The sequence below is a fragment of the Thermoactinomyces sp. CICC 10523 genome, assembly GCF_016055105.1.
GTDB classification, from domain to species: Bacteria; Bacillota; Bacilli; order Thermoactinomycetales; family Thermoactinomycetaceae; genus Thermoactinomyces_A; species Thermoactinomyces_A daqus.
In genome coordinates this window covers 16,420-40,029 of the sequence record NZ_JAECVX010000013.1, presented here as the reverse complement: position 1 = coordinate 40,029, position 23,610 = coordinate 16,420, and the positions used below count along the sequence as shown (strand labels likewise).

Sequence of the window (23,610 nt, the reverse complement as noted above, 5' to 3'; positions counted from 1 at the left end):
AAATTTTTCCATCGCCAGCCATTTGGTTTTTATATCTCAATTTCATAATAATTATGGGATTTTCTAATTTATTTGTATCATATATTCAACTTCTCTGCCATTTTAATGTGATTCTGCCCCCGGGACAAAGGATTTCCCCGGCAGATCAGCAAAAGGCATGAAATCAAAAAGTTTTTCGGAATCATTTCTGCCACCGGCTGGGATCTCCTTTCCCAATCTTTATGCAGGAGAGAGAGAAGACTTCAGGAAATCCCGGCTTATTTTCACGAGCCATACCCATCACAAAGAGAAAGCATCCCCCTGACCCCTCAGAGGGATGCTTATTAGGCATCAAGGATTTGGGGTTGTGTCCATGCACGAATCACTGATGGCAGAGATTCATGCAAAAGGAGAGTCTGAAAGAGAAGCGTTAACCAATTCTGTGAATCAGCAGCGAAGCAGACAAAACCGTGGCTCCATCAATCGTATTGGTCAAGGTATCATCCGTGGCTCCGATATTGCGCAACGAAATGCCTGTTGACTCTGTAATGTCAAGAATAGTAAATCCGGTAACCTGATTGCTTTGACCGATGGCATTGGTCGATCCATAGTCTGAAGCAAGTACCGGGGTACCTGTATCACTGAAGACGAGGGAATAAGCGGCAGCTTGTGTAGCAGCATCGGACAGGGTAACTGCGTATTCAATACGGTATTGTCCAGGTGTGTTGATAGTGACAGTGGCCGATGGAGGAGTAAAGGTGAAATCCGCTGTGGCTGTCGGGTTTGAGTTATTGAAAACAACATCATCTCCAGATGCCACTGTTTGTGTCACATCGCTGAATACCTGCAAAAATGCTGGGGCAGCTCCTGCTCCTGTCGCTCCTGTGGCTCCTGTTACTCCCGTTGCTCCTGTTGATTCGGTTACTCCCGTTGCTCCTGTTACCCCAGTTGCTCCGGTGGCCCCGGTTGCTCCTGTCGCTCCGGTTGCTCCTGTAATTCCGTTTTCATAGCCTGAAGTCAGCAAAGCAACATCATCTATTAAGATATCCGTACTCCCCGGCTACGGCAAAGTATTGACCAAGATGAATGCATAAGCAGTACCTGCTGGTGCAGAAACAGTCGTTTGGTAGACTTCAAGCCATAAATTGTTTGTAATCTCTGGTATCCGATTAAAGAGAATATTTAAAAACCGGCCCTCCTCCAAAAAATTAAACGAGCTATCAAATGGGCTTGAACCGGCGGGGAGGGTAAAGATGAGACTTTGGCTAAGGAAACAAAGAACTCATAGCTGCCAGGGTTTACCGGAACTATCTGAGCGATATAAGAAATGATATTCCCACCTTGGAGTCCGACCGAATAAAAATCAGAATGTGCATACTGACTAGTGACTACGGCATTCATAGACACCCAAGGTGCTATTGTACCTGTTTCAAACCTTCCATTGATTACAATATTTTGGATCGACAGTCCCAACACCTCACTTTGATGACAATTCTTTGATCCATCACGGATTCATGATTTAATCAGAAGATAAATTTACAAACTGCTTTTGTCTCTTGTTAACAAGCAGATATGTATAATATTTTTATTCAACAAGATAGAAAATGGCTCATACACTCGGCTATTCGACTTCCTGATTCTTGCTCATTATAAACAAAAATTTCCGATAATCAACCGTTCATGATCTGTTTGAAGAAAATCATGTTTTACATCGCTTTGTCTTCCGACAGATCTATTTTGTTGTAAATCCAATAAAACCTCATCCATCCTTTTTGCAAGAATCAAAGATTTATCCCCGTTTAACTTCATTCAGACAATTTCCTCCTGCTTGCTTGGCAACTTTCTGGAGTGCTGAAGTCTCGCAACGTTGATAATAAACACAAAAAACGGCCGGACAAGAACCGTTGATGATTGTGAAAATGCAAACAAGGGATGGAACACTGCCCATCCCTTGCGCTCACGATCAGAAATCAAAATTGTCAGGATCCGGACCGACCCGGTGATTTTGGTTCAACACGTCAATTCGTTCCATCTCTTCTTTTGTCAATTCAAAATCAAAGACGGACCCGTTTTCGATTATACGATGTTCTTTGGTCGATTTGGGAATTGTCACAACACCATGTTGCAAGTCCCAACGCAGAATGATTTGTGCAACCGATTTGCCGTACCGGTCGGCAATCTCTTTTAGTACCGGATTGTCCAGCAATTGTCCTTGCATTAACGGAGACCATGCTTCAAATTGTATCCCTTGTTCTTTGCAATACTTTCTCAGTTCTTTCTGGGTCAGCCGGGGATGGAACTCCACTTGGTTCACCATGGGTTTGATTTCCGCATCCTTCAGCAAATCTTCCAAATGGTGAATGTGGAAATTGCTGACCCCGATTGCTTTAACCCGTCCTTCTTTGTAAAGAGTCTCCAATGCTCTCCAAGCCTCTTTATATTTTCCTTCCACAGGCCAGTGAATCAGGTACAGATCCAGATAATCCAGACCGAGTTTTCGCAGACTGATTTCATAAGCTTGCAAAGTGGATTCATATCCCAAATCGCTATTCCACACTTTGGATGTCACAAACAATTCTTCCCGGGAAATACCGGCTTGTTCCAGACCTTCGCGAATCCCTTGTCCGACACCTTCCTCATTTTGATAAATGGCGGCAGTGTCCACGCTGCGGTACCCGTACTTGATCGCCGTTTTTACCGCATTGACGAGTTCCGGCCCCTCTTCCACCTTGAACACGCCCAACCCAAGCCAGGGCATTTTCACACCATTGTACAAAGTAGTGGTATCCTGCAAATGTTTCGCCATGAAACAACCCTCCAGCAAGTCTCTCTAAAAAGAGAGTTGATTATAAATATTCCATCTATTGCGAACGGCCGGTTATCCGCCGTTGCACTCCTGCTTTTGCGATCCTTTCCAACAAAGATTCATGTCTGTATCTTCTATGCTTTCCACCTCCTGACCACTTGAATGGCGGCGGTTGCCGGACAGCCACGATCCTTATTATGCATTACCTGCTTCCGATTAGGAAGTACGCACTTTTTTGTGCCATTGTTACTGATTGGTGCGATAGGTACGATTAGGTAACTTAGCGGCTAACGGTGACATTATGGGGATGAAGTCACTCCCCGCACGCTCCCCTTGATCCTCAGGCCTCAAAGCATACGATAAAAAACAGAAACCGGGGCCCCGGAAAACGAACATTCCTTTCCAACAGTTCCATTTCAAAAACAAAACCCTTGCAAAAGCAAGGGTCAACTGGTTTACAAATCAGTTGTCTGGTCAGGGCCACCGCCCGGTTCCTTCGTTCCCTTAAAACGGCCGATCACCGACGATTGCCACACGTTCTGCTTTTCGCGGATGAGGATAATAGTCAGAAACCGCGTAATGTTGGGTAGCACGATTATCCCAAAAGGCGACCGAATTCACCTCCCAATGAAAGCGCACCTGGTACTCGGGTATATGGGCTTGACGAAACAGGTACTGAAGCAGTTTCTCGCTCTCCTCCGGTTCCAGACCGGGAATCCGGGTAGTAAACGCCGGGTTTACGAATAGCGTCTTGCGTCTCGTTTCCGGATGGGTTCGAACAACCGGGTGCTCAACAGGCGGAAATTCTGCCTGTTTGGCAGCCAGCTCCTCCGGGGACAGTAAATGGCTGAAAGAAGGAGTGAAATCATGGAGAGCGGTGAGGCCATCAATTCGTTCCTTAATCTCATCAGGAAGATTGTCATATGCGGCCCCCATGTCAGCCCATAACGTATCGCCTCCAACCGGTGGAACCTCGATCATTCTTAATATGCAAGCTTTGGCAGGATTGGCACGGAAAGTGACGTCGGTATGCCATATGTTCTCGGAACCGGCTTGCTTTTTGTCCCTGGCAAATTGCACGATTTCTTTTGAGTGCTTGTTGATGTAAAACGGGTGTATTTCCAGTTCACCCCACTGACGGGCAAAAGCGAGCAGTTGCTCACTGGTGATTGGCTGATTGCGGAAGAACAGAACCTTCCACTCCAATAATGCCCGATTTAACTCAGCTTGTACCTCTGGTGTGACTGGCTTTGCCAGATCCAAGCCGACGATTTCAGCACCAATGATCGGACTGAGCGGCTTGACTTCAAACAACTGGTAGGGACGCTCCTCCAGGCCTTCCGGCAGACGGCGAAGAATACGCGGACCTTCACGATCTTCACGGTTTTCAAACTTGAGCGGACGGGAATGATCAGACATTTTCATACTCCTTTCAATTGACTATGGCCCGTTGTCGATTTACTCAAGAGCTTCTTATCTTGGAAATGAAATGATTTCTAAGCTCATTAAATTCTTTTAATTCTTTAATCTCTTCCCTTGATTTACCAGGTTGTCGCAACGGATTTAACATATCGACCACGATTCTTCCGGGATTGGGATGCATAACCAAAATCCGCGTTCCCAATAACAGCGCTTCTTCAACATCATGGGTGATAAAAAATATGCATTTTTGCGTTTCTTCCCAAATTCCAATCAGATGTCTCTGCATGTTCTCCCGGGTCAAGGCATCCAGTGCGCTGAAAGGTTCATCCATCAAGATCACTTTTGGATCAGTTGCAAGTGTCCGGGCTATGGAGACTCTTTGTTTCATCCCTCCCGAAAGTTGATGGGGCCACATTTTGGCCGCAGACTCCAGTTCCACCATTTTTAACAGCCTGGAAACGATCTTTTTACGAGCGCTTTTCGGAACAGATTTCATTTTCAATCCAAACTCGATATTTTTTTCAATCGTTAACCACGGGAACAAGTTGTGGTGCTGAAATATGACTCCGACATCAGAATTCGGTTTATTATGCTTTTCACCATCGATGATCACTTCCCCAGTCGTCGGTTTAACAAATCCGGCCAGCACATTCAGCAGCGATGATTTTCCGCATCCTGACGGTCCCAATACGCATACGAAATCATTTTGGTATAATTGGAGATTTATATTATCCAGAACATTCGATTTATTGTTTCTGCCATGGTAAGTTAAACTTAAATTCATTACTTCAATCAATGGGGAACTGGTTACGGGTTCCTTGTGTAATACGGCAGATGCGATTGACACAACCTCCCCTCCTTTTTTCCTTACTTGTATAAATCACTTAACAGAGCTTGTTGAAAAGTTTTTAGATCAGGAGAAGACGGGATCGCTTTTTGTGTAACCATAAAGTCTCCGATATCCTTCAATACTTTTGCCAATTCCCCGGTTTGACCGGATTCTCCAAAGTATTTTTTCTGTTGCGAACCATCCAGCCAAATCATTTGTCGCATCGTTTTTAAGCTTTCTGCCGGAGAAATCCCCAGTTCTTTAGAAAGTAACTGAGCAGATTGTTCTGGTTTCGTTCGATAATCACCGACTGCTTCATTTAAGACAGATATATATCCCTTAACAATGTCAGGATACTTTTTTAGAAAATCCTTATGAACGATCCCTACTTCAGCCGTGACCACCCCCTTTTTGACCAAATCTCCGGAGGTTACGATAACATTTCCTCCTTCACGAATGAGTTTATCTTGTGTAGGTTGCCAGATATACGCCCCATCTATATCATTTCTTTTCCATGCAGCATAAATATCGGGTGGTTGCATATCAAGAATTGTAATTTTTTCCTTTTCAGGGTTGATTCCCTCCTTTTTTAACGCACCCAGCAGACTGAAATGAGATGTCGAAGTAAATGTCGTCGCGATCTTTTTACCTTTAAGATCTTTAAGCGTTTTGATGCCTGAACTTTTTTTGACCACCAATGCTTCACTATCTCCAATGACGTCATGTACATAAAAGACTTTGTACGGCAATCCTTTGGCAATGCCGATGGCGGCAGGAGGGGTGCCAACGAGTCCGAAATCAATGCTGCCGCTTGCAATTGCGGTATTCACATCCCGTCCTGAATCAAATTGAATCCAATTGATTTTGATGTCTGGATATTTTTTCTCCAGCAGACCTGAAGCTTTGGCTAACAGTTCAGCACTTGGTGAAACTTGGTACCCCAAACGAATTTCTTTCGGTGCCGACTTTGATTGTGATGCTGATGATGTTGCCTGATCGGAACAAGCGGCCGTAAACAGAATCAAGAAAGAAAACAGAATAATAAGTAAACATTTGCTCTTTTTTTGAAAAGACATCCGGGCTTTCCTCTCCTTCTCCTGGTGACATTATTAGAATTTGTTTGTCTGAATGGAAATCAATCCGGGGTTTTGATCCACGGAAATTGACGATGTTGAATCCAGCGAATCAATCCGTCCATGATGACGGCAATTCCTCCCATCAAAATAATTCCCACAAAAATGATATCGCTGCGTAAATACTTGCTTGCATCCAATACCATCCACCCGATTCCGGAAGTGGCCGCGACCATTTCCGCCGCAACCAAAGTCGAATAAGCGACTCCAATCGCTGTGCGAAGCCCGGTAATAATGTCAGGCAGAGAACTTGGAAAAATGATGTAAACCAATACCTTCCACTTTGAAGCCCCCAACGATCTGGCTGCATTGATTCGATCTTGAGGAACCTTCTGCACACTTGATACCGTTGCAATAAACAATGGAGCAAAAGCACTCAGAAATAAGAGCGCAATCTTCGATTTATCATCAATCCCCAGCCACAATACCAGCAATGTATAATAAGCTAACGGCGGAAGAGGTCTGTAAAATTCAATAACAGGATCGAAAATCGCGCGAAAATATTTTGAATATCCAGATATCAATCCGAGTGGAACGGCAGTAATCAGCGCAAGAACCAGCGCCTGAAACAACCTGTTAAGACTGTCAAGAATATGGTTGAATAAAGAAGCCCCTTTGTATCCATTATGTATAAGGTCCAAAAAAGCAATCCACACTGATTGCGGAGAAGGCAGGAAAACAGGATCAATCCATTTCCGCTCCGTACTGATCGCCCAGAAAAAAAAGATCATAACAACAGTAACAACAGACAACACTCTTACGAGCACTTCATTTTTATGGGTATTTTGTCTGCTCAACGATACGGCCCTCCTTTTCATCTTGTCTTCGTCAAATGCCAGGGCAAACTTCTCCATTCTGATTGCTTTGGGGTGCCTTATGAGGACAACATTTCAGTCCATAAAAAATAAGGAGGTCCCATCACCTGCAATCGATGCAAGGATCTGGACCTCCAGTGGTCTGGTCGGTTCAATAGATTAATTCTTATCAATTTACTTTGTTTTATTATATTAACGACAATGATTCATGTCAACAGAAAAAACGTAAATGGATCTGCTGCATCCGGCAGCGAAACTTCACATTTAAATCATGCCCCTCCACCCCCAAAAGTCTAGTATTGGGTGACATTTCCCCGGTACATATTGCCTTTGGGGCTTCGGATGTTGTTATGCGCTCTGGCGCTTGTCCCGCTGGCTGCGTTGACAACATAACAGGAGGCGTTATCCAGGTAGAGGGTATTGCCGTTAAAATCCGCGTTGAGTCCCCAACCGGATACCTGCTGATGGACTTGGAAAGCATCGGCAATAACCTCATTGCCGTTCCGGTATCCGACATTGGAACTGATTGTGACATCATTCCCTTTCACATCAATAAAACTATCCGCATAATTATCCCCCGTCATGCCTCTGCCATCAAAAATATTTCCGCTGACAACCGTTCCCGTCGAACCTTCCTTGATATCGATATGCTCGGCAGTGACATTGGGCCCGATCGTGTTATTAACGACACGGTTATAATCTGACGCAGGGTTGATCGTTGACCATTTCCCTTTATCAGAACCGACATAGACTCCCTCGCCAAATCCCGGTTGTCCTTTGCCTGTATCATGGATATAGGAGTTTTGCAGCGTGTTGTAAGAGCTGCCGTCACGAAAATGGACTCCTTCATCCCCGATTTGGTAGACTTCCACCGCATCGAGCAAATTATGGTTCGCATGATCCAACATGATTCCTTTTTGCGCATTCGTCACTTTCACGTTTCGAATATTCCAGTAATCCCCGGTGATTTGCAGAGCATAGCCGCTCCCGGTTCCATTCCCTTTCAATACCGCCTTATTAGAAGGATCGGCGCTTTCCAACGTGATCGGAGCGGAAGCAGTGCCACTGGCAGTCGCCTTAAACTGGCCGGAAAAAGTGATTCCGGAGGCCAACACGATCCGGTCGCCAGGCTTAGCGGAAGCCAACGCATTCATCAATTCAGCAGAAGAATCGACCGTGACCGTTGCTGCACGAACAACGCCAAAACCAGGGGCCATGGCGGCAAATAGAGTAAGTATCAGGGCCAAGACAAACAAGCGTGCCACAGGAAGCGATCTTTTAAGGTTAAACATCCCTTTTCTCTCCTTCTCCTCCATGCCTTTGTGCTGATAATTCCGAATCCAACTACTATTTTAGCATGACTTCCTTCTTTACGTTTGCAATAATCCGATATTTTTATACTCTTCATGATGATAAATAAACTCTTGCCTACACTCCGTTACCTCCAAAGGGATCATTGATTTGAAATCCTTAAATCCCGAAAAGAGCTGGCGACGTTGTGTATACTTTTTTTCGTTTTTCGCCGCTGGATGCGCCTGAAAATCACAAGATGTTTTTTTGCAAAAAGCAAATCAACCCTTTAGAATTGTAAAGGAATACAGCTCAAGTTATTAGATAACAAACGCTCATTTCATCGTACCACTACGTATGTTTAAGCAGGTGAAAAAAATGGATCATCTTTCGAAAATAGAGATCGTAAAAAAATGGAGGAGTTTGCACAAAATCTACACCCAAGTACTGCATGAGCTTGAACGTCTCCTGCAAGAAAAACACCAACTCTCTTTAAGCGAGTTTCATGTTTTGCTTATTTTGTCCGAAGCACCCGGTTACCGCATGCGCTTGCAACAGCTCGCCAATGAAGCCGGGTTGAGCCAAAGCGCCATGTCCCGATTGGTTTCCCGTCTGGAAGATGAAAGTTGCGGCTTGCTCAGGAGACACATTTGTGACACTGACCGCCGCGGCGTTTACACAAAATTGACCGAAAAAGGGAAAGAACAGCTCGCAAAAGTTCTGCCAACCTATCAAGAAGTGATCGTCACCTCCTTCGCAAAAAAACAGCATATCGAAACTCTGATGGACCTGTGCACAATCATGAAAAAAACAAATGAATAAAAATAAAAAAAGGCGTCGCAATCGACGCCTTTTTCCAGTCTTTGCAATGAAGTCAGTTCGCCAATATTTGATTGATGCGTTCAAGATCGGCCCCGCTCAAGTTCACCTGAACCGCTGTGATGTTTTCCGCCACCTGTTCCGGTCTCTTGCCGCCCGGAATAACAGTGTCCACTCCCGGTTGCGCCAACAGCCACGCCAGCGCCAAACCGGCAACAGTCGTTTCTTTTTCCACAGCCACTTGCTTTAATTGCTCCACTTTGTGCAAAATGGATTGGAAGTTGGCAGGCTCAAACAAAGCAACATCTTTTCTCCAATCCCCGTCTTCCAAAACGAAATCACGGGTGTATTTCCCTCCCAAGATGCCGAACGCCAACGGACCGTATGGAACAAAGGAAATGCCATGCTCCACACAATAGGGAAGAAGCTCTTTTTCCGCTGTTCGATCCAACATATTGTAAGGCAACTGCACAACGGAGACATGGTTGTCGGCATTTGCTTCCCGGAGTTGGCCAAAATCCACATTGGACACGCCGATCGCTTTGATCTTCCCTTCCTCCCGCAAACGGCTCAATTCACCGATGGACTCGGCGAGAGGCACTTCAGGATCGATATAATGGATATAATACAAGTCAATGTAATCGGTTCTCAATCTCCTCAAGCTTTTCTCCACAGCGGATCGCAGATATTCCGGCTTGTTGTTGTGGCGGATCGTTCCATCGTCAAGCTTTTCAATTCCGCCTTTGGTAGCGATCACAACGTTGTCCCGCTGATCATGCAGAATTTCCCCCAAAATCTCTTCTGAACGGCCAAACCCGTAGGCATCCGCCGTATCGAAAAAGTTGATCCCTTGCTCAAGTGCTTCATATACCAATTTTCTGCCGTTCTCTTCTTGAATATTGCTGAATAAATTATATCCACCCACGGCGTTGGTTCCCAGACCGATTCGCGATACCTTTAAGCCGGCTTTTTTCATAATTGCATGCTTCATATTTTGTGAGCCCCTTTCCTTCATGTGGTATGTTGTTCATTCAAGGTATTCAGGCATTCTCATTCATTGACGGGCGCTGATCAACATTCCATCCAATGATGATCCCAAAACGGACAACTCCCCAAACCGGGGCTGCTTCTGATCAACCCCGCTTTGTCAGTCAGAAGCCGCAAAACTTTACCCATGATTATATGCGCCGTGAATGCCGACAATATAATTGCATGTGCATACAATTATACGACCACATCATATCTTCCCAGGCGATGTTTGTCAATCGCCCGAGTCCCTCACAAACTTCCCCCACAGGGTGCATCGGCCGATTTCGTCATCATCTCCCGCTATTTTGATCAATTACGGCGGACATAAAAAAAGCTCCCCTGTCAGGGAACTTGGGATGGATGGCAAACCCCCAGGGGGGATTAGCCGCCCACTTCTACTCGATTTTATCTGCCGCGATGTTTTTCTTTTCTCTTTTGCACTTTCAACTCCCATTTTTTCACGGCCAGCTCTTCTTTTCGCTCTTTCGCCGACTTTTTGCGCTCTTGTTTGCGCCTTTCATACTCTTGCTTTATCGCCATTTGCGCGTAAGTGGAAACACCTTTTTGTTTCATTTCTTTCGCTGCTTGCCGCGCCAACCGCTTGGGATTCGCCTTTTTCTCCTTACGGCAGACGGAAACGTGTTCCTTGGCTTCCGCGATCAAGCGAAGCATGTTCCTTTGGACGAAGAGCATCACTTCTTCATCATTGGGTTCGGTGCCAAAAATATGTTGAGCCGCTTTCAGCCGGTTCCCATCCCATTGCTCGATGACCCCCACCCAAAACTGGCCATTGAAAAAAACAGTGAGTTTCATTTCCATCGCTCCCCCTCTTGTACGTTCACCAAGGGAATGATGGACATCCCGAGGGGGGGAAGGTTACTGACACCGGAAATCTCCGTTTCCGATGCAACCGGACTACCAACCGGTTCGTGTTTTTACATTCCCTTATTTGACAGCCCTTATTTTACATTTTGTCAATGGTTTTATCAATGTTTCAAACCCACTGCCATCGGCAAGGAAGTTTCAAATACAACGTATGCCTGATATTTACTTATGTCCGAAAAAACACGAACAGACTTACCGCAATCAACTGCAAAGGATCCCGCGAGTACAACCGATCCCAAACAGGCCGGAATTGCCCGTTTTTATCCCGGTGCCCCCGCTCGAAAAACCATGTGAAAACCGTCAACCGACATGTATGGAAAGATACCGAGGAGTGGGTTCGTCAGCACCGGTTAAGTAAACGGGGAAAAACGCTTTACAAACAGAGGAAAGAGACGATTGGGCGAAGGTTTGCGGATGGGAAAGAGCTGCACGAACTTCGCCATGCACGGATGAGGGAGCTTGCCAGAATTACAGAGCAATCTCTCCTTACTGCCATGTGCCAAAACATCAAGAAAATGACCTTGCTCCTTTTCCGGATGAGCAAGGGCCCCAAAGGAGCACCCTTCTTTGCCGTCCGTTCTTCTTTATTTTCTTCTATTTAACCCAGCGTTTTTTTCTGCCGGGTTTGTCAATAACCTCGAGCTTCCCTGCCAGGGAGATTGTTCACAGGAAAACAGAGCATGAATATGGCTGGGCTGCCTTGATTAAGCGGAGCCCAAGGTTGATTTTGAGTATCTGCAAAAAAAACCGGGACTGAATTCTGTCGGAATTTCAGGTAACTCTGGAACCGGATCCCCTTCAAGCGGAGGTTCCACCGAAAGGGTGCCTCCCGATCTGCTGGGTGCAGGACCTCGGAAGATTTCTGCGATTCGAGTGTCGTCCATTCGGAAATTAAATTGGGCATGATGCCAGCCTCGATCCATATACTTCCGGCATTCCGGATACTTGGAGATATCCCTCCCTTCAGGCCATTATTCAAACCTTGGCCGGAGCAAGAAAACACATGAATCTGCGAGAAAAAAATGTCGCCGATCCCTGGAGTTTTTCGCATCACTCCCGACCGGCGACGCTATTTTCAGATCTTTATTTCCTCAAATCGGCCATAACCGACCGCGGTTTTGGCTCCGGCACCGATCCACACCAATGCCTCTTTCAGCCAGTTGATCACTTTATCCAGATCATGCTTGTCATTTAACCGCCGGGGAGCAATCGCGAAGATAAATGGTTGCTCTTCCGCCACGGTCAAAAAAGGGATCGGATTGGGTGACTCCCACTCGCGCGGGGAATTTTGCTTCGGGTTTTTGTAGTATTCCTGATAATGTGGTGTCATAATATCCATCTCCAACTGAAGCGGGCGGATGGGCAACGCGTCAAAAAAAATGACACTTCCCGCTCGTCTGTCCGACTCTTCCGGACCGAAAATGCGGGAGATAATTTCGTTCTTTTCCCGCCATTCATCTGTTCCTTCCGATGCATAGGATGTTGCCCAAGCCCGCACCAACCCTTTAACCGAGGAACCCGGCAGATAAGGCACGCCCAAGGCGGGATGCCATATGATCCCGTTTTCCACCGGATGAGAACGCCCCATCCCGGGGATCAATCGCGACGTGGTTTTCATGTGAAAAAACTCGCCTTTTCTCTCCTGAACCAACCACTTCAGCCGCTCTACCGATTGCGAAATTCTTTTTTCATCCCCCACCGGAGCCTTCGTCACGGTTTCAATCCATTTTCGTTTATTTTTATCGAGTTTAACCCCGATGATCTCCCCCGTCTTTTTATCCGTATCCCATGTCCACTGATGGCAAAATTTCTCATACCACAGCCCGGCATGAGGATTCTGCTTTAATTCTGTGAGGCTGTATGCAACAGACAATCGATTGTATAAAGGCAGAAAGGTCTCATTCCAATTACGCTTCGTCATTTTTTTCCTCCCCGCCGCCGCTGTCAATCTTCTTCAGTTCGGCTACGGCGATCTTGCGATGCCATTCCAAAAAAGCCATGGTCTCCGTCAAGGCCCATTGATACTCCTGGCGGCTGCCCGTCATCAGGGCTTGAAGCAGATCCTTTTTCCCATGAAACGGAGAATGGGGATGCTTCTCGCAGATCCACAAGTGCACATGACGGTAAAGCCATCCATGCGGATCATCTTTTTTGTTCTTCGCGGCCGCACGCAACTGGGCCAACGCTTGCCCCAATCCGTTGATCAGGATGCTTCCGGCCAAATTAACCACATAACCGGCATACTCATCACCTTGATCCCCCTCTTGAGATTTTTTTTGCTCCACCTTCTGTTTAACATCATCCACTGTTTCCAGTGAATAGGCCGCACGCTGCTGATCCAGCGTCTGTTCCCGTGTCCGCTCTTGTGACAGTGCCATCCTATCCCACTCTCCCCATCAATTTTGTGACCATCCAGCCTTGGCCGACCGTTTCGTTTCCTCCCACTTGCAGATACACGTTTTCCTTCAAATGGTCGGCCAGCTCTTCGATGACTTCTTCTTTCCCGTTCCGCGCGATCAGGAGGGTGTAGAAGAGGGAATCCGGCGGAATCGTTTCTTCCTGCCAAAGATTTTCACTTTTCTTGGTTTCGTCCTCCAGCTTGTTCCGGGACATGACGGGCAGCCCGTAACGGGCGAAGTGGGCAAACTCTTCATCATGGATGATGGTAAGACGCTTCACCACGTCTGATTGCATGAATTCGTGGCGGATCAAGGAAGTAAGAAAGGGAATCAGCTGCCCGATGATCTCCGGTTCCACCTTTACATTGAAAGATAACTCCTCCAAAAAGATCGTACTCTCCCCTGTGTCCTCCACAATGGCTTCCTCTTTTTGCAAGCCGAAAAAGTCAAGTGGAAAAGGTATTTTTTGTTTATCACAAACACCGATCAACTGCAGATCGCGGCAGAGACGCTGCAACAGATACGGGCACGTCACCCAGCGATAATGCCCGGTGAGCGAACGAACCGGCAACAGCAAAAGGCGGGCATCGGTCACACTGAACGCCCCGGCCTGATCTTGCTTCCCGAACAGTTGTTTCAGACGATGATCCTGTCCGGTCATTTCCTCTTCCAATTTGTCACGTAAAGCTCCTTTCAAACTTGAACCGGGAATCATCGGATAATGAGTGGTCCTCTCCCGCGCGACCGGCAGATCGATCACACTGTACACTTGTCCTGCCCCCGGATGAATCGGTGTCTCTGCCAACATGCCCAACATGTATCCTTTCATATTGATTCTCCTCCTTTATTCCAAGTTCCGATCACAATCTGCCCCAGGCCATATGATTGAAGTTCTCCCGTCAAAGTCCCGTGCAACTCAAACAGCTTGGCCGACTCCCGCAGCGGCGCTTCATAAAACCAGGTACTTCCCGCCGGGAGAAAGGAAAGCAATGTCCGCGGCCAATTCACCTTCACATTCCAGCCGCCCACCTGAATCGCCTTTCCGATACTGGCCGAAACACAGCGGGCGGATTCCAAGGCAACCCGGATCTCTGGCGGACCATGGCGAACCGCTTGTTCCATGTCGACATATCTGGCCGGGGTGAGCAAAGAAACGGTAAAGCGCAAGGTGTCACCCTGAACGGAGAATGAATCGGGCATGCGCGGGAAATCAGAATCTCCTTTTGCTGACTCCACCGTCACCTCAGCCAGCCGCCCTTCTCCGCCCAAAGGGATGACTTGCGCACCCGTCGGCTGCCATTTCTCTCCCAGACCGGACACCTCGACAACCACCTCCACCTCCCGATCCGGACGCACATGGGTCAAAGTATAGAGATAGCTTTGCTCGGCCGTCCGGGTTTGTCTGTTCCGCTTGATGCCCACCCGGCGCTCCGGTTTCCATTTCTCTTCAGGCAAAAGGATCGAGCCGGCAGCAGCGGGAACCTTCCCACTCAACACGGCTTCCATCCCTTCCCTGTCCAACCATCCTTCCACCAACCGGCCATTTGGGATGATCTTCTCGGGAACCGGAAAAAATACGTCTTTTCCCAGATCGCTCGCATGGACGAAACAGTCGGGCACCAAACGGGTGAGTTCCCAATCCGCCTTCATCTCTTCCTGCTTTTTTCTTCCGATCAAAATGAGCGGTGCGGGATAAAATTTTTTTCCATTGATGCGGAGATAAGGACCCACAAGACGAAGTTGCCCCAAATCGTCCGGCATCGCCCACCTCCGCCGTTTCTCCGCTTCCGTAAGTCCCTTTTCCTCAGATTTTCCCAGCTCTTCCGGCCAATCCTTCCCGGGAGCCCATCCACTCTTCCAATGGGCCATCGCCGCACGAATCGCCCCTTGCAGCGTGAAAATGGGCGGAGGGAAAACTCCTTGCGGCGCCACTCCCGGCTCTTCAGCGTGGAACGGAGTGCCGTCCCGGAAAAAAAACGTGTCCAACGCCCGAAATGCCCATATCCATCTGTTCATTCTTCAATCCCTTTCTGTGCCAGAAACTTTGCGAGTAATGCCCCGTCCGCCCGAAACTCGTCCGTCACCACGATCTCTCTCCCTTTGCGTTTGGTTGCAAAGCAGACTTGGAGCAACTGCCCAATCCGTTCCTCCATTGCTTCTTTGGACATTTTGTCGTTTATGCCGGTCATCCGTACATAATCGGCGGTGATGAGACGTTTCACTTTTTCCCGGTGCTGCTCACCGAGCGATGGCATAGACTCGTAAACGGATTGCAATTTGTATAAAAAACTGCCGGAGAATATCCCGTTTTCCTCTCCTTGCAATGTTTGGATGATCTCATCCATCACTGTTGTCCCCGATTCATCCCGGATGACGGTATTCCAGGGAGCAGACCAAGTCAGCGTCACTTCGGAGCTTTTCCAAACGGCGACCGCCAAACTGTCCCGCCCCGTTCCATCCTTGGCCACATCATCGAGCAGGCGGTGTCCCTCCTGCAAAATATCTTTCAGCGGCGTTTTCCTGTGCGCGAAGAGGATCGATGTGGAACAAGTGGCCTTCTCCCAAATTTCTTGCTGCCCGGAAAACACGTGACGAAAAGAGTTCCGGTACTTTTGAACCAACGCCGCCGCTGCAGGCAAGGCCCGATCCATAGGGAACAATGCCATCACATCATCTCCGCCGGCATAAATGGTGACTCCCTCATGTTCGCGCACCAATTCCTCCAAACCGTCGCAGAAAAGAGACAATGCATCGCTGATTTTGGGTTCATCCCCTCTTTCTGCGCAATGTTTCAACAAGTTGCCCAATTGGTCTCCGTCCATCAACAGGAGCGCATAATACGAACCAAAAGGTTCACCCATCTCTTTTGTCAAATCAGCCAATCGGTTTTGTAAATGCCTGCGCCTCTTCTCGGATTCAATCTGTTCCAATTCATTCGGATAAAACGCGTTGGCACTAATCCTGATCAATGTTTCGGCCCCTGCTTCTTTGGCTTTCTTCTGCAGGGCCGGAAAATGTTTTCCCAAAGGAACGGGATAAATCTCTTTGTGCTTTCTCGCCTCGACAGCATAACTTTCTGCCTTTTCCGGGCAAACCTCCAATGCCTTCATCAATCCGGGATGCGCCGCCATGTACGACACTGACGGAAAGTGAATCGCTTCATCCGGCCACGGCCATCCGATTGCCTCTTCTGCCACATGGGGAAAAAAGCGTTTGATCATACCGATGGCACTCAACCGTTCTTTCTCCTGAAGCTCCAACGAATACTGCTTGCCCAGGAATTCCCTCAATTTATTCCAAAACTTATTCTGATTCTCTCGCTGCTTGGCACGAACATAACCTGACAACTCTTGCAAACGGGGAAGCAAAGTGCATTTGTCTCCGGGTTCGTCCGCAGGAATATAATTTCGCCAATATTTGCGGTAATCCAGAAAACGCGGATCTTCTGCCATCACCCATGTAATCTCCCACCAGTTTTTCACTTGGCGATTCCAAATCGTCTCAGTATCAAACCCGCAATCTTTTACATTGCCCACGGTTTTCTTCCAAACCGCATCCGCGATCTTTTCCCATGCATGATGAACCGCCGCTTCACACTGTTTGGGATCAAAATGGTCAGGGACAGAAGCTTTGAAACGGTTGGGCAGTGAACCGATCCATGGTCCCTTGTCTGCTTTGCCGTTCCGCATCACCTGGTTGATTGCCAACATCATTGGATCTTCTGCCACTTTTGGAAAAACAATCTGCCCGCCTTGGGCCATCACATCGGCCATCGCATAACCGGCCAGATAGGAGAGAAGAAAAGAGCTGGCCAACAAATCGCGAGAGCGCCGGGACTGGGCAACAAATCCCTGTACCGGGCCGATTGAAAAATGAAATTCCCTGTTCATCCCCACACCTCCCGGTATCGGTTCTCTTTTTTCAACCGTTCCTTAAAAACTTGGATGGCCCGATCTGCATCCATTGGATACGGTTGTCTCTTTTTCTTCGAGATTTGCCTCTCCAAATGCGGGAAACACGAGGACGACAAGAACAAAAAGGCAGGGTAATACCGATTGCCAATCCGGAACACCCGCAGCCAGATCAAGGAAGGCAATCGATTGAACCCTTTCGGCACGATCTTCCCTCCCGCTGTTTTCATCGGTGCTCCGAATATCATCCCGTCCCTTGGGTGATCAGAACGAAACTCCTGGATCAGGCTGATCCCGTTATACAGCGCAATCTCTTCTTTGTCCGTCCCATTGCGGTCTATGTACAGGGCGGATTGGGAATCCAGTATGAGATGTTTCTGTTTCGCTTTCGTCCCGCGATATCCGTCTTTCAAAATCCGTTGCCAACCCTTCATTAGCAGCTGTTCCCATTCCGCCTGCGATGTTGCCCCGTGGGCGATGGGCAATTCCTTCATCATCTCTCTTATCGCTTGATTCCCCTCGACATCCCACTGCTCCAGGGCGATTGTCCCATACCCGCGCCGGATGCGTGAACCCAGCCCGCCCAGATGACCGAGCAGCCAGATGCTGGACAGAAGTCCCTTCCAATCCGGCGTGACCTTATCGGCCGGAAGAGGGCGCAGGAGAAATTCCAGTTCAAACTCCATGCGATTAAACCGATCCTTTGACTTCTTCGCCATTCTCATCAAGAAAGCGGATTGCCCCGCCTTTCCCCTGGCCCCGCCAAACAGCCACTCTTCATTGGTGATGTCATGATAAATCGATGTCTGATAACCGGGACAGGCCGCCCGATACCAATATCTCAATGCTCCTTTGATGGAAGGGATGCGCAACTCTGTTTCATTGGAATACGCCCCGTGCAAATTAAGCGGGGTCACTTCCTTGAACTTTGCTTTGATCCTGGCAAGGGTCACCGGCTGCCCCTCCTTTCATTCAGTATCGTTGCATATACGCAGGTGAAAATGTGTCCAAACAAAATTGCCGGTGTGTTGGCAAATAAAGTCCAATTATATTTGCTTACGAAATCTTTTTCCTCTTTTCCAATCCACTCTTTCGCATAAATGATAAAGAGAATAACAAAAATAAGAAAACCGCCAATACGGGGAAAAATCGCAATTTCAACCTTGGCCTCCGCTTGTTCTCCAAACGGCGACTGACAGAAACCTCCGTTTCATCCCCTCCTTCTCCCTGAAAAAGAAATTAAAACAACAAATTTATTCTACAAAAAACAACAAAACCCTTTATCGATCTTTCTCTAAGTTATACAAATAAAAAATTCAATAAGACGAAGCAGTAGAAATTTAAATCCTGCCAAATCTCCGTTTCCAAAACACAGGAGACCGGCAGGATTTTCAGCCCCTTAACACTATAAACATGATATGGCCCTAAACTCATCCACCGTGTTTAAATTGATATAATCCTCTGCCACTTCAAAGATGCCGACCTTTTTATTTTTATTTACAGCAACTTGAATTAAATCAACGAGTTCTTTTTCACCCCTGATGGGATTAACCGGTGTTTCATTTATATAATCGAAAATTCCATTATTAAAAACAATATTGCCGGTTCCCATCAAATTGTTGAAGGGATGGAGCGGCTTTTCGACAAGCAGGGTTACACGATCATGCTCATTGCATTGTATGGAGTATGTCTTTTTTATCAATTCCCGGTTATCAACCGTCAGTGTCCCCAGCAAGGCAAAATAATTGCCAGCATGAAAACGGTCAATCATTTCACTGTGTTTCGGATTAACCATATATTCATCTCCGAGATGAAGCAAAAAATCATGTTTTTCCAACATGGGCCGGGCACATTCGATTGCACTGACAACCCCGTTTAGTTCAGGCTGATAAACATATTGAATTTTTCCTCCTTTAAAGCTGCTTCCAAAATGCCCGGCGATGCTTTCAGCCTTGTAACCCACTACAACAACATATTCATCAATACAGCCGATTTTATGCAAATTTTCAAAAATATGTTCGATGATCGGTTTGCCTTTTACCTCTGTCATACACTTATTTTTGTCTTTGCACAGATCATTCAACCGTTTTCCCTTCCCAGCCGCTAAAATCAACGCTTTCAAAAACGCCCACCTCTTTTGCCGGAAGGACTTAAAGTCAAATGCATGATGCCCCTTTTGTTTCCCAGCCGTTGTCCTTCATTTTGAAGATTTCTTCCGCCGCTTTGACCGCCCCGCCGGCCGCCCTCAGCGAACGGCCCAGACGCGCGGCATTGTTTTTATAATTGGCATCGCTTAAGACCCTGTTCACCGTATCCTTCAGGCGATCTGCATTGATCTCGTTGTGCTTCAGGAAAATCCCCGCACCCAAACTTTCGATCTGCCTGGAAACCTGTAAATGATGAGCGCTATGGGGACATAAAATCATCGGGACATTGTAATAAAGAGCTTCCCTGACGCCGCTTAGCCCGCCATGCGTGATAAACAGATCTGCTTTTGACAACACTTCCAGTTGAGGCACGAACCCTTTAACCGTTATATTTTCCGGAGCTTTTGCAAACCTGCCTTCGTCTATGTTGCCCCCGGTGGTCAGCAGCACCTGCATGTCAGAACCTCCAAAAGCCTCTGTGCAGATCTCGTAAAATTGCATAAAATCGCGTTCGTACAACATCGTTCCTCTCGATATGTAGATGAGAGGCCGGTTTCTTTTTTTTGTCAACGGAGAAGCATCTTGATTTCCGGCTTTAAAAACCTCAAATCCGACATACCGGTATCGCTCGTCCACATGTTCGCTGAAGGGCTGCAATTCTTTGGTGATGTAAACGATATTAAGCTGATCAGAGGCGTAGTAATCAAATACATTAAATCCCTTTATATTGTACTTTTTATCAATTCTCCTGAATTGCCAGTTTATTTGCCTTGATATTTCATCTCTGCTCACTCCTTCAATCTCTTCATCCGTAAATTCAAGTACATATTTCAAAATATAATCTATGTCTGTCTTCATTATCGAACCGGGAACCACCAAGGCTGATTCACAGCAGACGGCGGGTATGCCAAGCCTCTGCGCAATGGTCTTGCCCCAAAAAGCATAGCTGTCATAGAGGATATAATCCGGCTTTTCCTCCATCACCTCATCAAAATATTTCAAATGTACCGCCCTGTTAAATTTGAGATTGAGTTCACTGAATGAAAGCAGCAACCTGATTTTTTCTTCCACTGTATCGGTGGTGAAAAGTTTGCGTACCAGACTGGAATGGCGCATAAAAACACCTTCGCAGTTGATGCTGAATGCCCGGAACACAGCCCCGGTGCTCTCTATCACTCCACGGTACTGTTCTCCCGAATAGCATACAATACTTTCACCTCTTGCAACCAATTCACTGATTAACCCGAGATTCGGATTGACATGTCCAAAATGGGGCAATGTGAAAAAAACAACTTTAGACATCATTCCTCTGCTCCTTTATGCAATCGCATCTTCAGGACGCGGGGGATGAAAACCATGAAATCACTTGGCATACAGCATGTGGACAATCTGAAGGGAACCGTTGTTAACAGCCTGATCCTCTGTATCCTCCTGCAATTTTTCACATGTCTCAATCTCTTCCAGTTCGAGAGTCAAGCTTTTCTCAGTCATGGGAAACCCTCTCCTCCGTTGAATCAGCTCCGGCCAAAGACTCTTGGGGACGGGGGGCATGTATACCGCGGTTGCCTCACGGGCGAAGTTGCTATTGCCTCAAAAGCGGGATTATATGACAGCCTTACTTAACAGGCCTGCTTGTGTGAATAATTCTGCCACCTGTTCAATGGATTTAACTGCAGCCTCATGACCCAATCCAAACTTCTTCATCAAATGAATCTTGAGATTTTCGACCGTGATTCCCTTGATCATTGCTTCCGTTATTTCAGCAAGGTGGGCTGACATTTTCAGGATCTTCCCTGACGCAGGATGAAATATCACGGGAACATCCCTTACCGAAAACATATATATGGAGTCATCAAAACAGCTTCTCTCTCCCCCCGGGATTGAATTGGGCAGGTAATGGGAAAAATACTTGTTCGAAATCTTGATATCTTTTACCGAAGTATTTTTAAACAGCTGTGAATGCCGCTTCAAGTCTCTCAGTGTATTCATCGTATTCATATAACAGCTTATATATGGCCGTTCTCGCCTGATCCGGCAGTACTGGTCAACGCTCATGAATTCAGGAAGCATCACGCATTTGGAGCATTCATCCGATACTTCGCATGAAGCGCAGTTGCGATTCCGGATCTCCTGTTCCACCAAAACACAGGATTTCTGAAGAAGATCGAATTGCATATCCCCCAGAGAGCCGATCTTGGTCTTGCAGCTTCTGCAAGGTATGATTTCATTTTCACGGTTCAACCGGAAGCGCTGCAATTTATGCATCTGACACTGAAACGCTCCCATCCATCTGCATGAATCTGTGATATAGCTTTGAACCAAATACCCTTTTGCAAATGTTCCCGTGTTTATGAAATAATCCACATCCGCCAGAAACGCCTCCAAGTCCTCCTCGCATCCGATTTCCAATACCCGGAACTCTTCAGCATCATCGAAGTCTGCGTCTCTGTAAAACCCCTGCTTTATCGTCAAAGGCTCACTCCTGCAATAATCGTCAAGCTGTAAATGGATGCAATTTCTTTTCCCGTCATGAACCGCATTATAAATGTGACTCAGGTACAAGCCCGCCTTCCCGGCCTGATCTATGATCCTGTCAAACGTGCCATTTTCCCGCTTGACAACACCGTCATTCTCGAAAATGAAGGTATTGTTCACAGAGACGAGTTCACTTAACTCTGACATTTCATCTTTGTTTAAGCAAGGTTTCGCAATACCGATCAGCTTTGCATATCCATTCGGATTTTCTTTGCGGTAAATTCCGGTAATGTAAGACATGTATCGGTCGATGAGAAGTTGCTCACTTTCTGACCCCCGCAGATCAGAGTCGTTTCCGTGCAACCCAACCATAAGGCTCTCCAATGCACCGGAAATGGGCTTCTTTTCCGTTACAGCGTTCTCTTCAATGGAACGATTTAAAAACCGGATGCTTCCGGCCAGGGGAATATTGCTGTCCAAAATCGTTTTGACAATATCTTCGGCAACTTTTTTATCCTTGAAACCATTAACATCAATCTGAAAGGAAATTTTTAAAGGAGATTCCGCTGAAAGTTCCTTTAAGATTTGAATCCGATTGTTCAGCCGTTCTAAATTTGCAGAACCGTTTATGGTGATTTCCATATGGTTCATTCCCGCACAGACCAACCTGTTCAAGATGTCTCCAGTCAAGTTGAAAAAAGCACTCCTGCAAGCAAGGGGAAAACGGTATGCCCGTTTGGTCAGCAAACTCAGCAATTCGTCAAGGCAGGGATAACAGAGCAGGTTTTCAGCACGAAGCATCAATCGTCTGTCTTGTGCATCGCTGTTTACTGATATAAAATCCAGCTCTTCCATAATACTGTCCGGCAGCCGCAGGACCTTCCGGGTTCCCCCGGCCTCATCCCGAATGACAAATATCCCCAAGTCGAAAGCCTTTTCCACAGGGATGATTCGATGGATGTACGGTGACGGCAGATTTCCGTTTTCCGATATTTCCTCTTTTCTGTCTGCAACTTTTGCACCGATCGACTGATCACTTCGGGCGTAAACGCCTGGCAAACTGTACCGCAACTCAAAATTCTCTTCCAGCAATTTAAGTATATTCCGCTCATAATTCTCTGTTATCACAATATCAATCAGAGTCTCCTCAAACAGAATATTTGCATGTTTGGCAGCAGCGGGTCCAATCCATACCACCCTGAAGGACTTCTCCATCTTTTTGACTTTATCCGATATGATTCTGGATATGCGAAAGTTACGGTCATCAACGTAAAATACTATATTTTCGTTTCCCAAAGAGATAATTTCATCAACCACCTCCATCAGTGACAGCAGGTCATCTTGTATATATTGAACACTTCCTATGTCGTTTTTTCTTAAAAATGCTCTTATATAACCGAGATCCAGCTGGTAATCCGCCTCAAGGAACCGGTTTGCTTTTACATTCATATAAACAAACGCAATTTGAGACTTTACCCATTTTTGCACTATTTCCCCCTCCTTGCATATGAGCCGGTCTCCATGAACTTCAAGCATTGCCTTTACAGCACGGTCATTTCAAAAGCTGACGATCACGGAATCAATCATCAGCTTTGCTGCCATTATCAAACTTCTCTTTTCAATTTTTGTTGAAATATTTTCGTTTTAATTATATACATTTCAGATTATTCT

At 46.6% G+C, this 23,610-nt stretch carries 23 protein-coding genes; 2 read left to right on the top strand and 21 right to left on the bottom strand.

The window, feature by feature from the left end; genetic code table 11:
- Positions 1 to 409: 409 nt before the first annotated feature.
- The 9 genes from I8U19_RS14470 to I8U19_RS14430 form a co-directional block, all read right to left on the bottom strand.
- The gene (locus I8U19_RS14470; RefSeq protein ID WP_198056361.1) at positions 410 to 1,003 is read right to left on the bottom strand and encodes a hypothetical protein; all 594 of its coding nucleotides are present in this window, start codon (positions 1,001 to 1,003) and stop codon (positions 410 to 412) included.
- A 158-nt stretch (positions 1,004 to 1,161) separates the two neighbouring features.
- Positions 1,162 to 1,386 carry a hypothetical protein gene (locus I8U19_RS14465; RefSeq protein ID WP_483316411.1) on the bottom strand — a complete coding sequence of 75 codons (225 nt, stop codon included), beginning with the start codon at positions 1,384 to 1,386 and terminating at the stop codon, positions 1,162 to 1,164.
- A 240-nt stretch (positions 1,387 to 1,626) separates the two neighbouring features.
- Positions 1,627 to 1,788 carry a hypothetical protein gene (locus I8U19_RS14460; protein WP_198056314.1) on the bottom strand — a complete coding sequence of 54 codons (162 nt, stop codon included), beginning with the start codon at positions 1,786 to 1,788 and terminating at the stop codon, positions 1,627 to 1,629.
- Between the two features lie 154 nt (positions 1,789 to 1,942).
- A complete protein-coding gene (locus I8U19_RS14455; RefSeq protein ID WP_198056313.1) occupies positions 1,943 to 2,785 on the bottom strand; it encodes an aldo/keto reductase in 843 nt (280 codons plus the stop codon).
- Positions 2,786 to 3,289: 504 nt separating this feature from the next.
- Complete coding sequence (locus I8U19_RS14450) at positions 3,290 to 4,204, bottom strand: TauD/TfdA dioxygenase family protein (RefSeq protein WP_232337285.1); 915 nt, start codon at positions 4,202 to 4,204, stop codon at positions 3,290 to 3,292.
- Between the two features lie 43 nt (positions 4,205 to 4,247).
- Positions 4,248 to 5,054 carry an ABC transporter ATP-binding protein gene (locus I8U19_RS14445; RefSeq protein ID WP_370589401.1) on the bottom strand — a complete coding sequence of 269 codons (807 nt, stop codon included), beginning with the start codon at positions 5,052 to 5,054 and terminating at the stop codon, positions 4,248 to 4,250.
- A 20-nt stretch (positions 5,055 to 5,074) separates the two neighbouring features.
- Entirely contained in the window at positions 5,075 to 6,112 is a 1,038-nt protein-coding gene (locus I8U19_RS14440) for a taurine ABC transporter substrate-binding protein (protein WP_198056311.1), read from the bottom strand.
- A 59-nt stretch (positions 6,113 to 6,171) separates the two neighbouring features.
- Complete coding sequence (locus I8U19_RS14435) at positions 6,172 to 6,900, bottom strand: ABC transporter permease (protein ID WP_370589250.1); 729 nt, start codon at positions 6,898 to 6,900, stop codon at positions 6,172 to 6,174.
- Positions 6,901 to 7,277: 377 nt separating this feature from the next.
- Positions 7,278 to 8,276 (bottom strand): right-handed parallel beta-helix repeat-containing protein, encoded by a 999-nt coding sequence (locus I8U19_RS14430; protein ID WP_198056310.1) that lies wholly within the window; start codon positions 8,274 to 8,276, stop codon positions 7,278 to 7,280.
- A gap of 376 nt (positions 8,277 to 8,652) precedes the next feature.
- Here I8U19_RS14430 and I8U19_RS14425 point away from each other — a divergent pair, with 376 nt between their 5' ends.
- Positions 8,653 to 9,096: a MarR family winged helix-turn-helix transcriptional regulator gene (locus I8U19_RS14425; protein WP_198056309.1), complete on the top strand. Its 444-nt coding sequence runs from the start codon at positions 8,653 to 8,655 to the stop codon at positions 9,094 to 9,096.
- A 52-nt stretch (positions 9,097 to 9,148) separates the two neighbouring features.
- Here I8U19_RS14425 and I8U19_RS14420 read toward each other — a convergent pair whose 3' ends face one another.
- Positions 9,149 to 10,084, bottom strand: coding sequence for an aldo/keto reductase (locus tag I8U19_RS14420; RefSeq protein ID WP_198056308.1), 936 nt, complete (start codon positions 10,082 to 10,084; stop codon positions 9,149 to 9,151).
- A gap of 443 nt (positions 10,085 to 10,527) precedes the next feature.
- Positions 10,528 to 10,935 (bottom strand): YjdF family protein, encoded by a 408-nt coding sequence (locus I8U19_RS14415; protein WP_198056354.1) that lies wholly within the window; start codon positions 10,933 to 10,935, stop codon positions 10,528 to 10,530.
- A 164-nt stretch (positions 10,936 to 11,099) separates the two neighbouring features.
- Between I8U19_RS14415 and I8U19_RS17745 the strand changes: the two genes are divergently transcribed.
- Positions 11,100 to 11,609, top strand: a complete 510-nt coding sequence (locus tag I8U19_RS17745) for a transposase (RefSeq protein ID WP_370589793.1) — start codon at positions 11,100 to 11,102, stop codon at positions 11,607 to 11,609.
- A 473-nt stretch (positions 11,610 to 12,082) separates the two neighbouring features.
- On the opposite strand, the gene cmr6 is transcribed toward I8U19_RS17745, so the two are convergent.
- The 10 genes from cmr6 to I8U19_RS14365 form a co-directional block, all read right to left on the bottom strand.
- Positions 12,083 to 12,928 (bottom strand): type III-B CRISPR module RAMP protein Cmr6, encoded by an 846-nt coding sequence (gene cmr6, locus I8U19_RS14405; RefSeq protein ID WP_198056306.1) that lies wholly within the window; start codon positions 12,926 to 12,928, stop codon positions 12,083 to 12,085.
- On the bottom strand, positions 12,915 to 13,385 hold the full coding sequence (gene cmr5 / locus I8U19_RS14400) for a type III-B CRISPR module-associated protein Cmr5 (protein WP_198056305.1): 471 nt from the start codon (positions 13,383 to 13,385) through the stop codon (positions 12,915 to 12,917). The genes cmr6 and cmr5 overlap by 14 nt, the downstream gene beginning before the upstream one ends.
- 1 nt (position 13,386) lies before the next feature.
- Positions 13,387 to 14,235 (bottom strand): type III-B CRISPR module RAMP protein Cmr4, encoded by an 849-nt coding sequence (gene cmr4, locus I8U19_RS14395; RefSeq protein WP_198056304.1) that lies wholly within the window; start codon positions 14,233 to 14,235, stop codon positions 13,387 to 13,389.
- Entirely contained in the window at positions 14,232 to 15,422 is a 1,191-nt protein-coding gene (locus tag I8U19_RS14390) for a type III-B CRISPR module-associated Cmr3 family protein (protein WP_198056303.1), read from the bottom strand. The genes cmr4 and I8U19_RS14390 overlap by 4 nt, the downstream gene beginning before the upstream one ends.
- The gene (cas10, locus tag I8U19_RS14385) at positions 15,419 to 17,296 is read right to left on the bottom strand and encodes a type III-B CRISPR-associated protein Cas10/Cmr2 (RefSeq protein ID WP_198056302.1); all 1,878 of its coding nucleotides are present in this window, start codon (positions 17,294 to 17,296) and stop codon (positions 15,419 to 15,421) included. The genes I8U19_RS14390 and cas10 overlap by 4 nt, the downstream gene beginning before the upstream one ends.
- Positions 17,293 to 18,270, bottom strand: coding sequence for a type III-B CRISPR module RAMP protein Cmr1 (gene cmr1 / locus I8U19_RS14380; protein WP_198056301.1), 978 nt, complete (start codon positions 18,268 to 18,270; stop codon positions 17,293 to 17,295). Before cmr1 ends, cas10 begins: the two co-directional genes overlap by 4 nt.
- A 452-nt stretch (positions 18,271 to 18,722) precedes the next feature.
- A complete protein-coding gene (locus tag I8U19_RS14375) occupies positions 18,723 to 19,439 on the bottom strand; it encodes a nucleotidyltransferase family protein (RefSeq protein WP_198056300.1) in 717 nt (238 codons plus the stop codon).
- Between the two features lie 34 nt (positions 19,440 to 19,473).
- Positions 19,474 to 20,766 carry a macrolide family glycosyltransferase gene (locus tag I8U19_RS14370; RefSeq protein ID WP_198056299.1) on the bottom strand — a complete coding sequence of 431 codons (1,293 nt, stop codon included), beginning with the start codon at positions 20,764 to 20,766 and terminating at the stop codon, positions 19,474 to 19,476.
- 60 nt (positions 20,767 to 20,826) lie between these two features.
- The gene (locus tag I8U19_RS17520) at positions 20,827 to 20,955 is read right to left on the bottom strand and encodes a hypothetical protein (RefSeq protein WP_255517856.1); all 129 of its coding nucleotides are present in this window, start codon (positions 20,953 to 20,955) and stop codon (positions 20,827 to 20,829) included.
- 111 nt (positions 20,956 to 21,066) lie between these two features.
- Complete coding sequence (locus I8U19_RS14365; RefSeq protein WP_198056298.1) at positions 21,067 to 23,427, bottom strand: radical SAM protein; 2,361 nt, start codon at positions 23,425 to 23,427, stop codon at positions 21,067 to 21,069.
- Positions 23,428 to 23,610 lie beyond the last annotated feature (183 nt).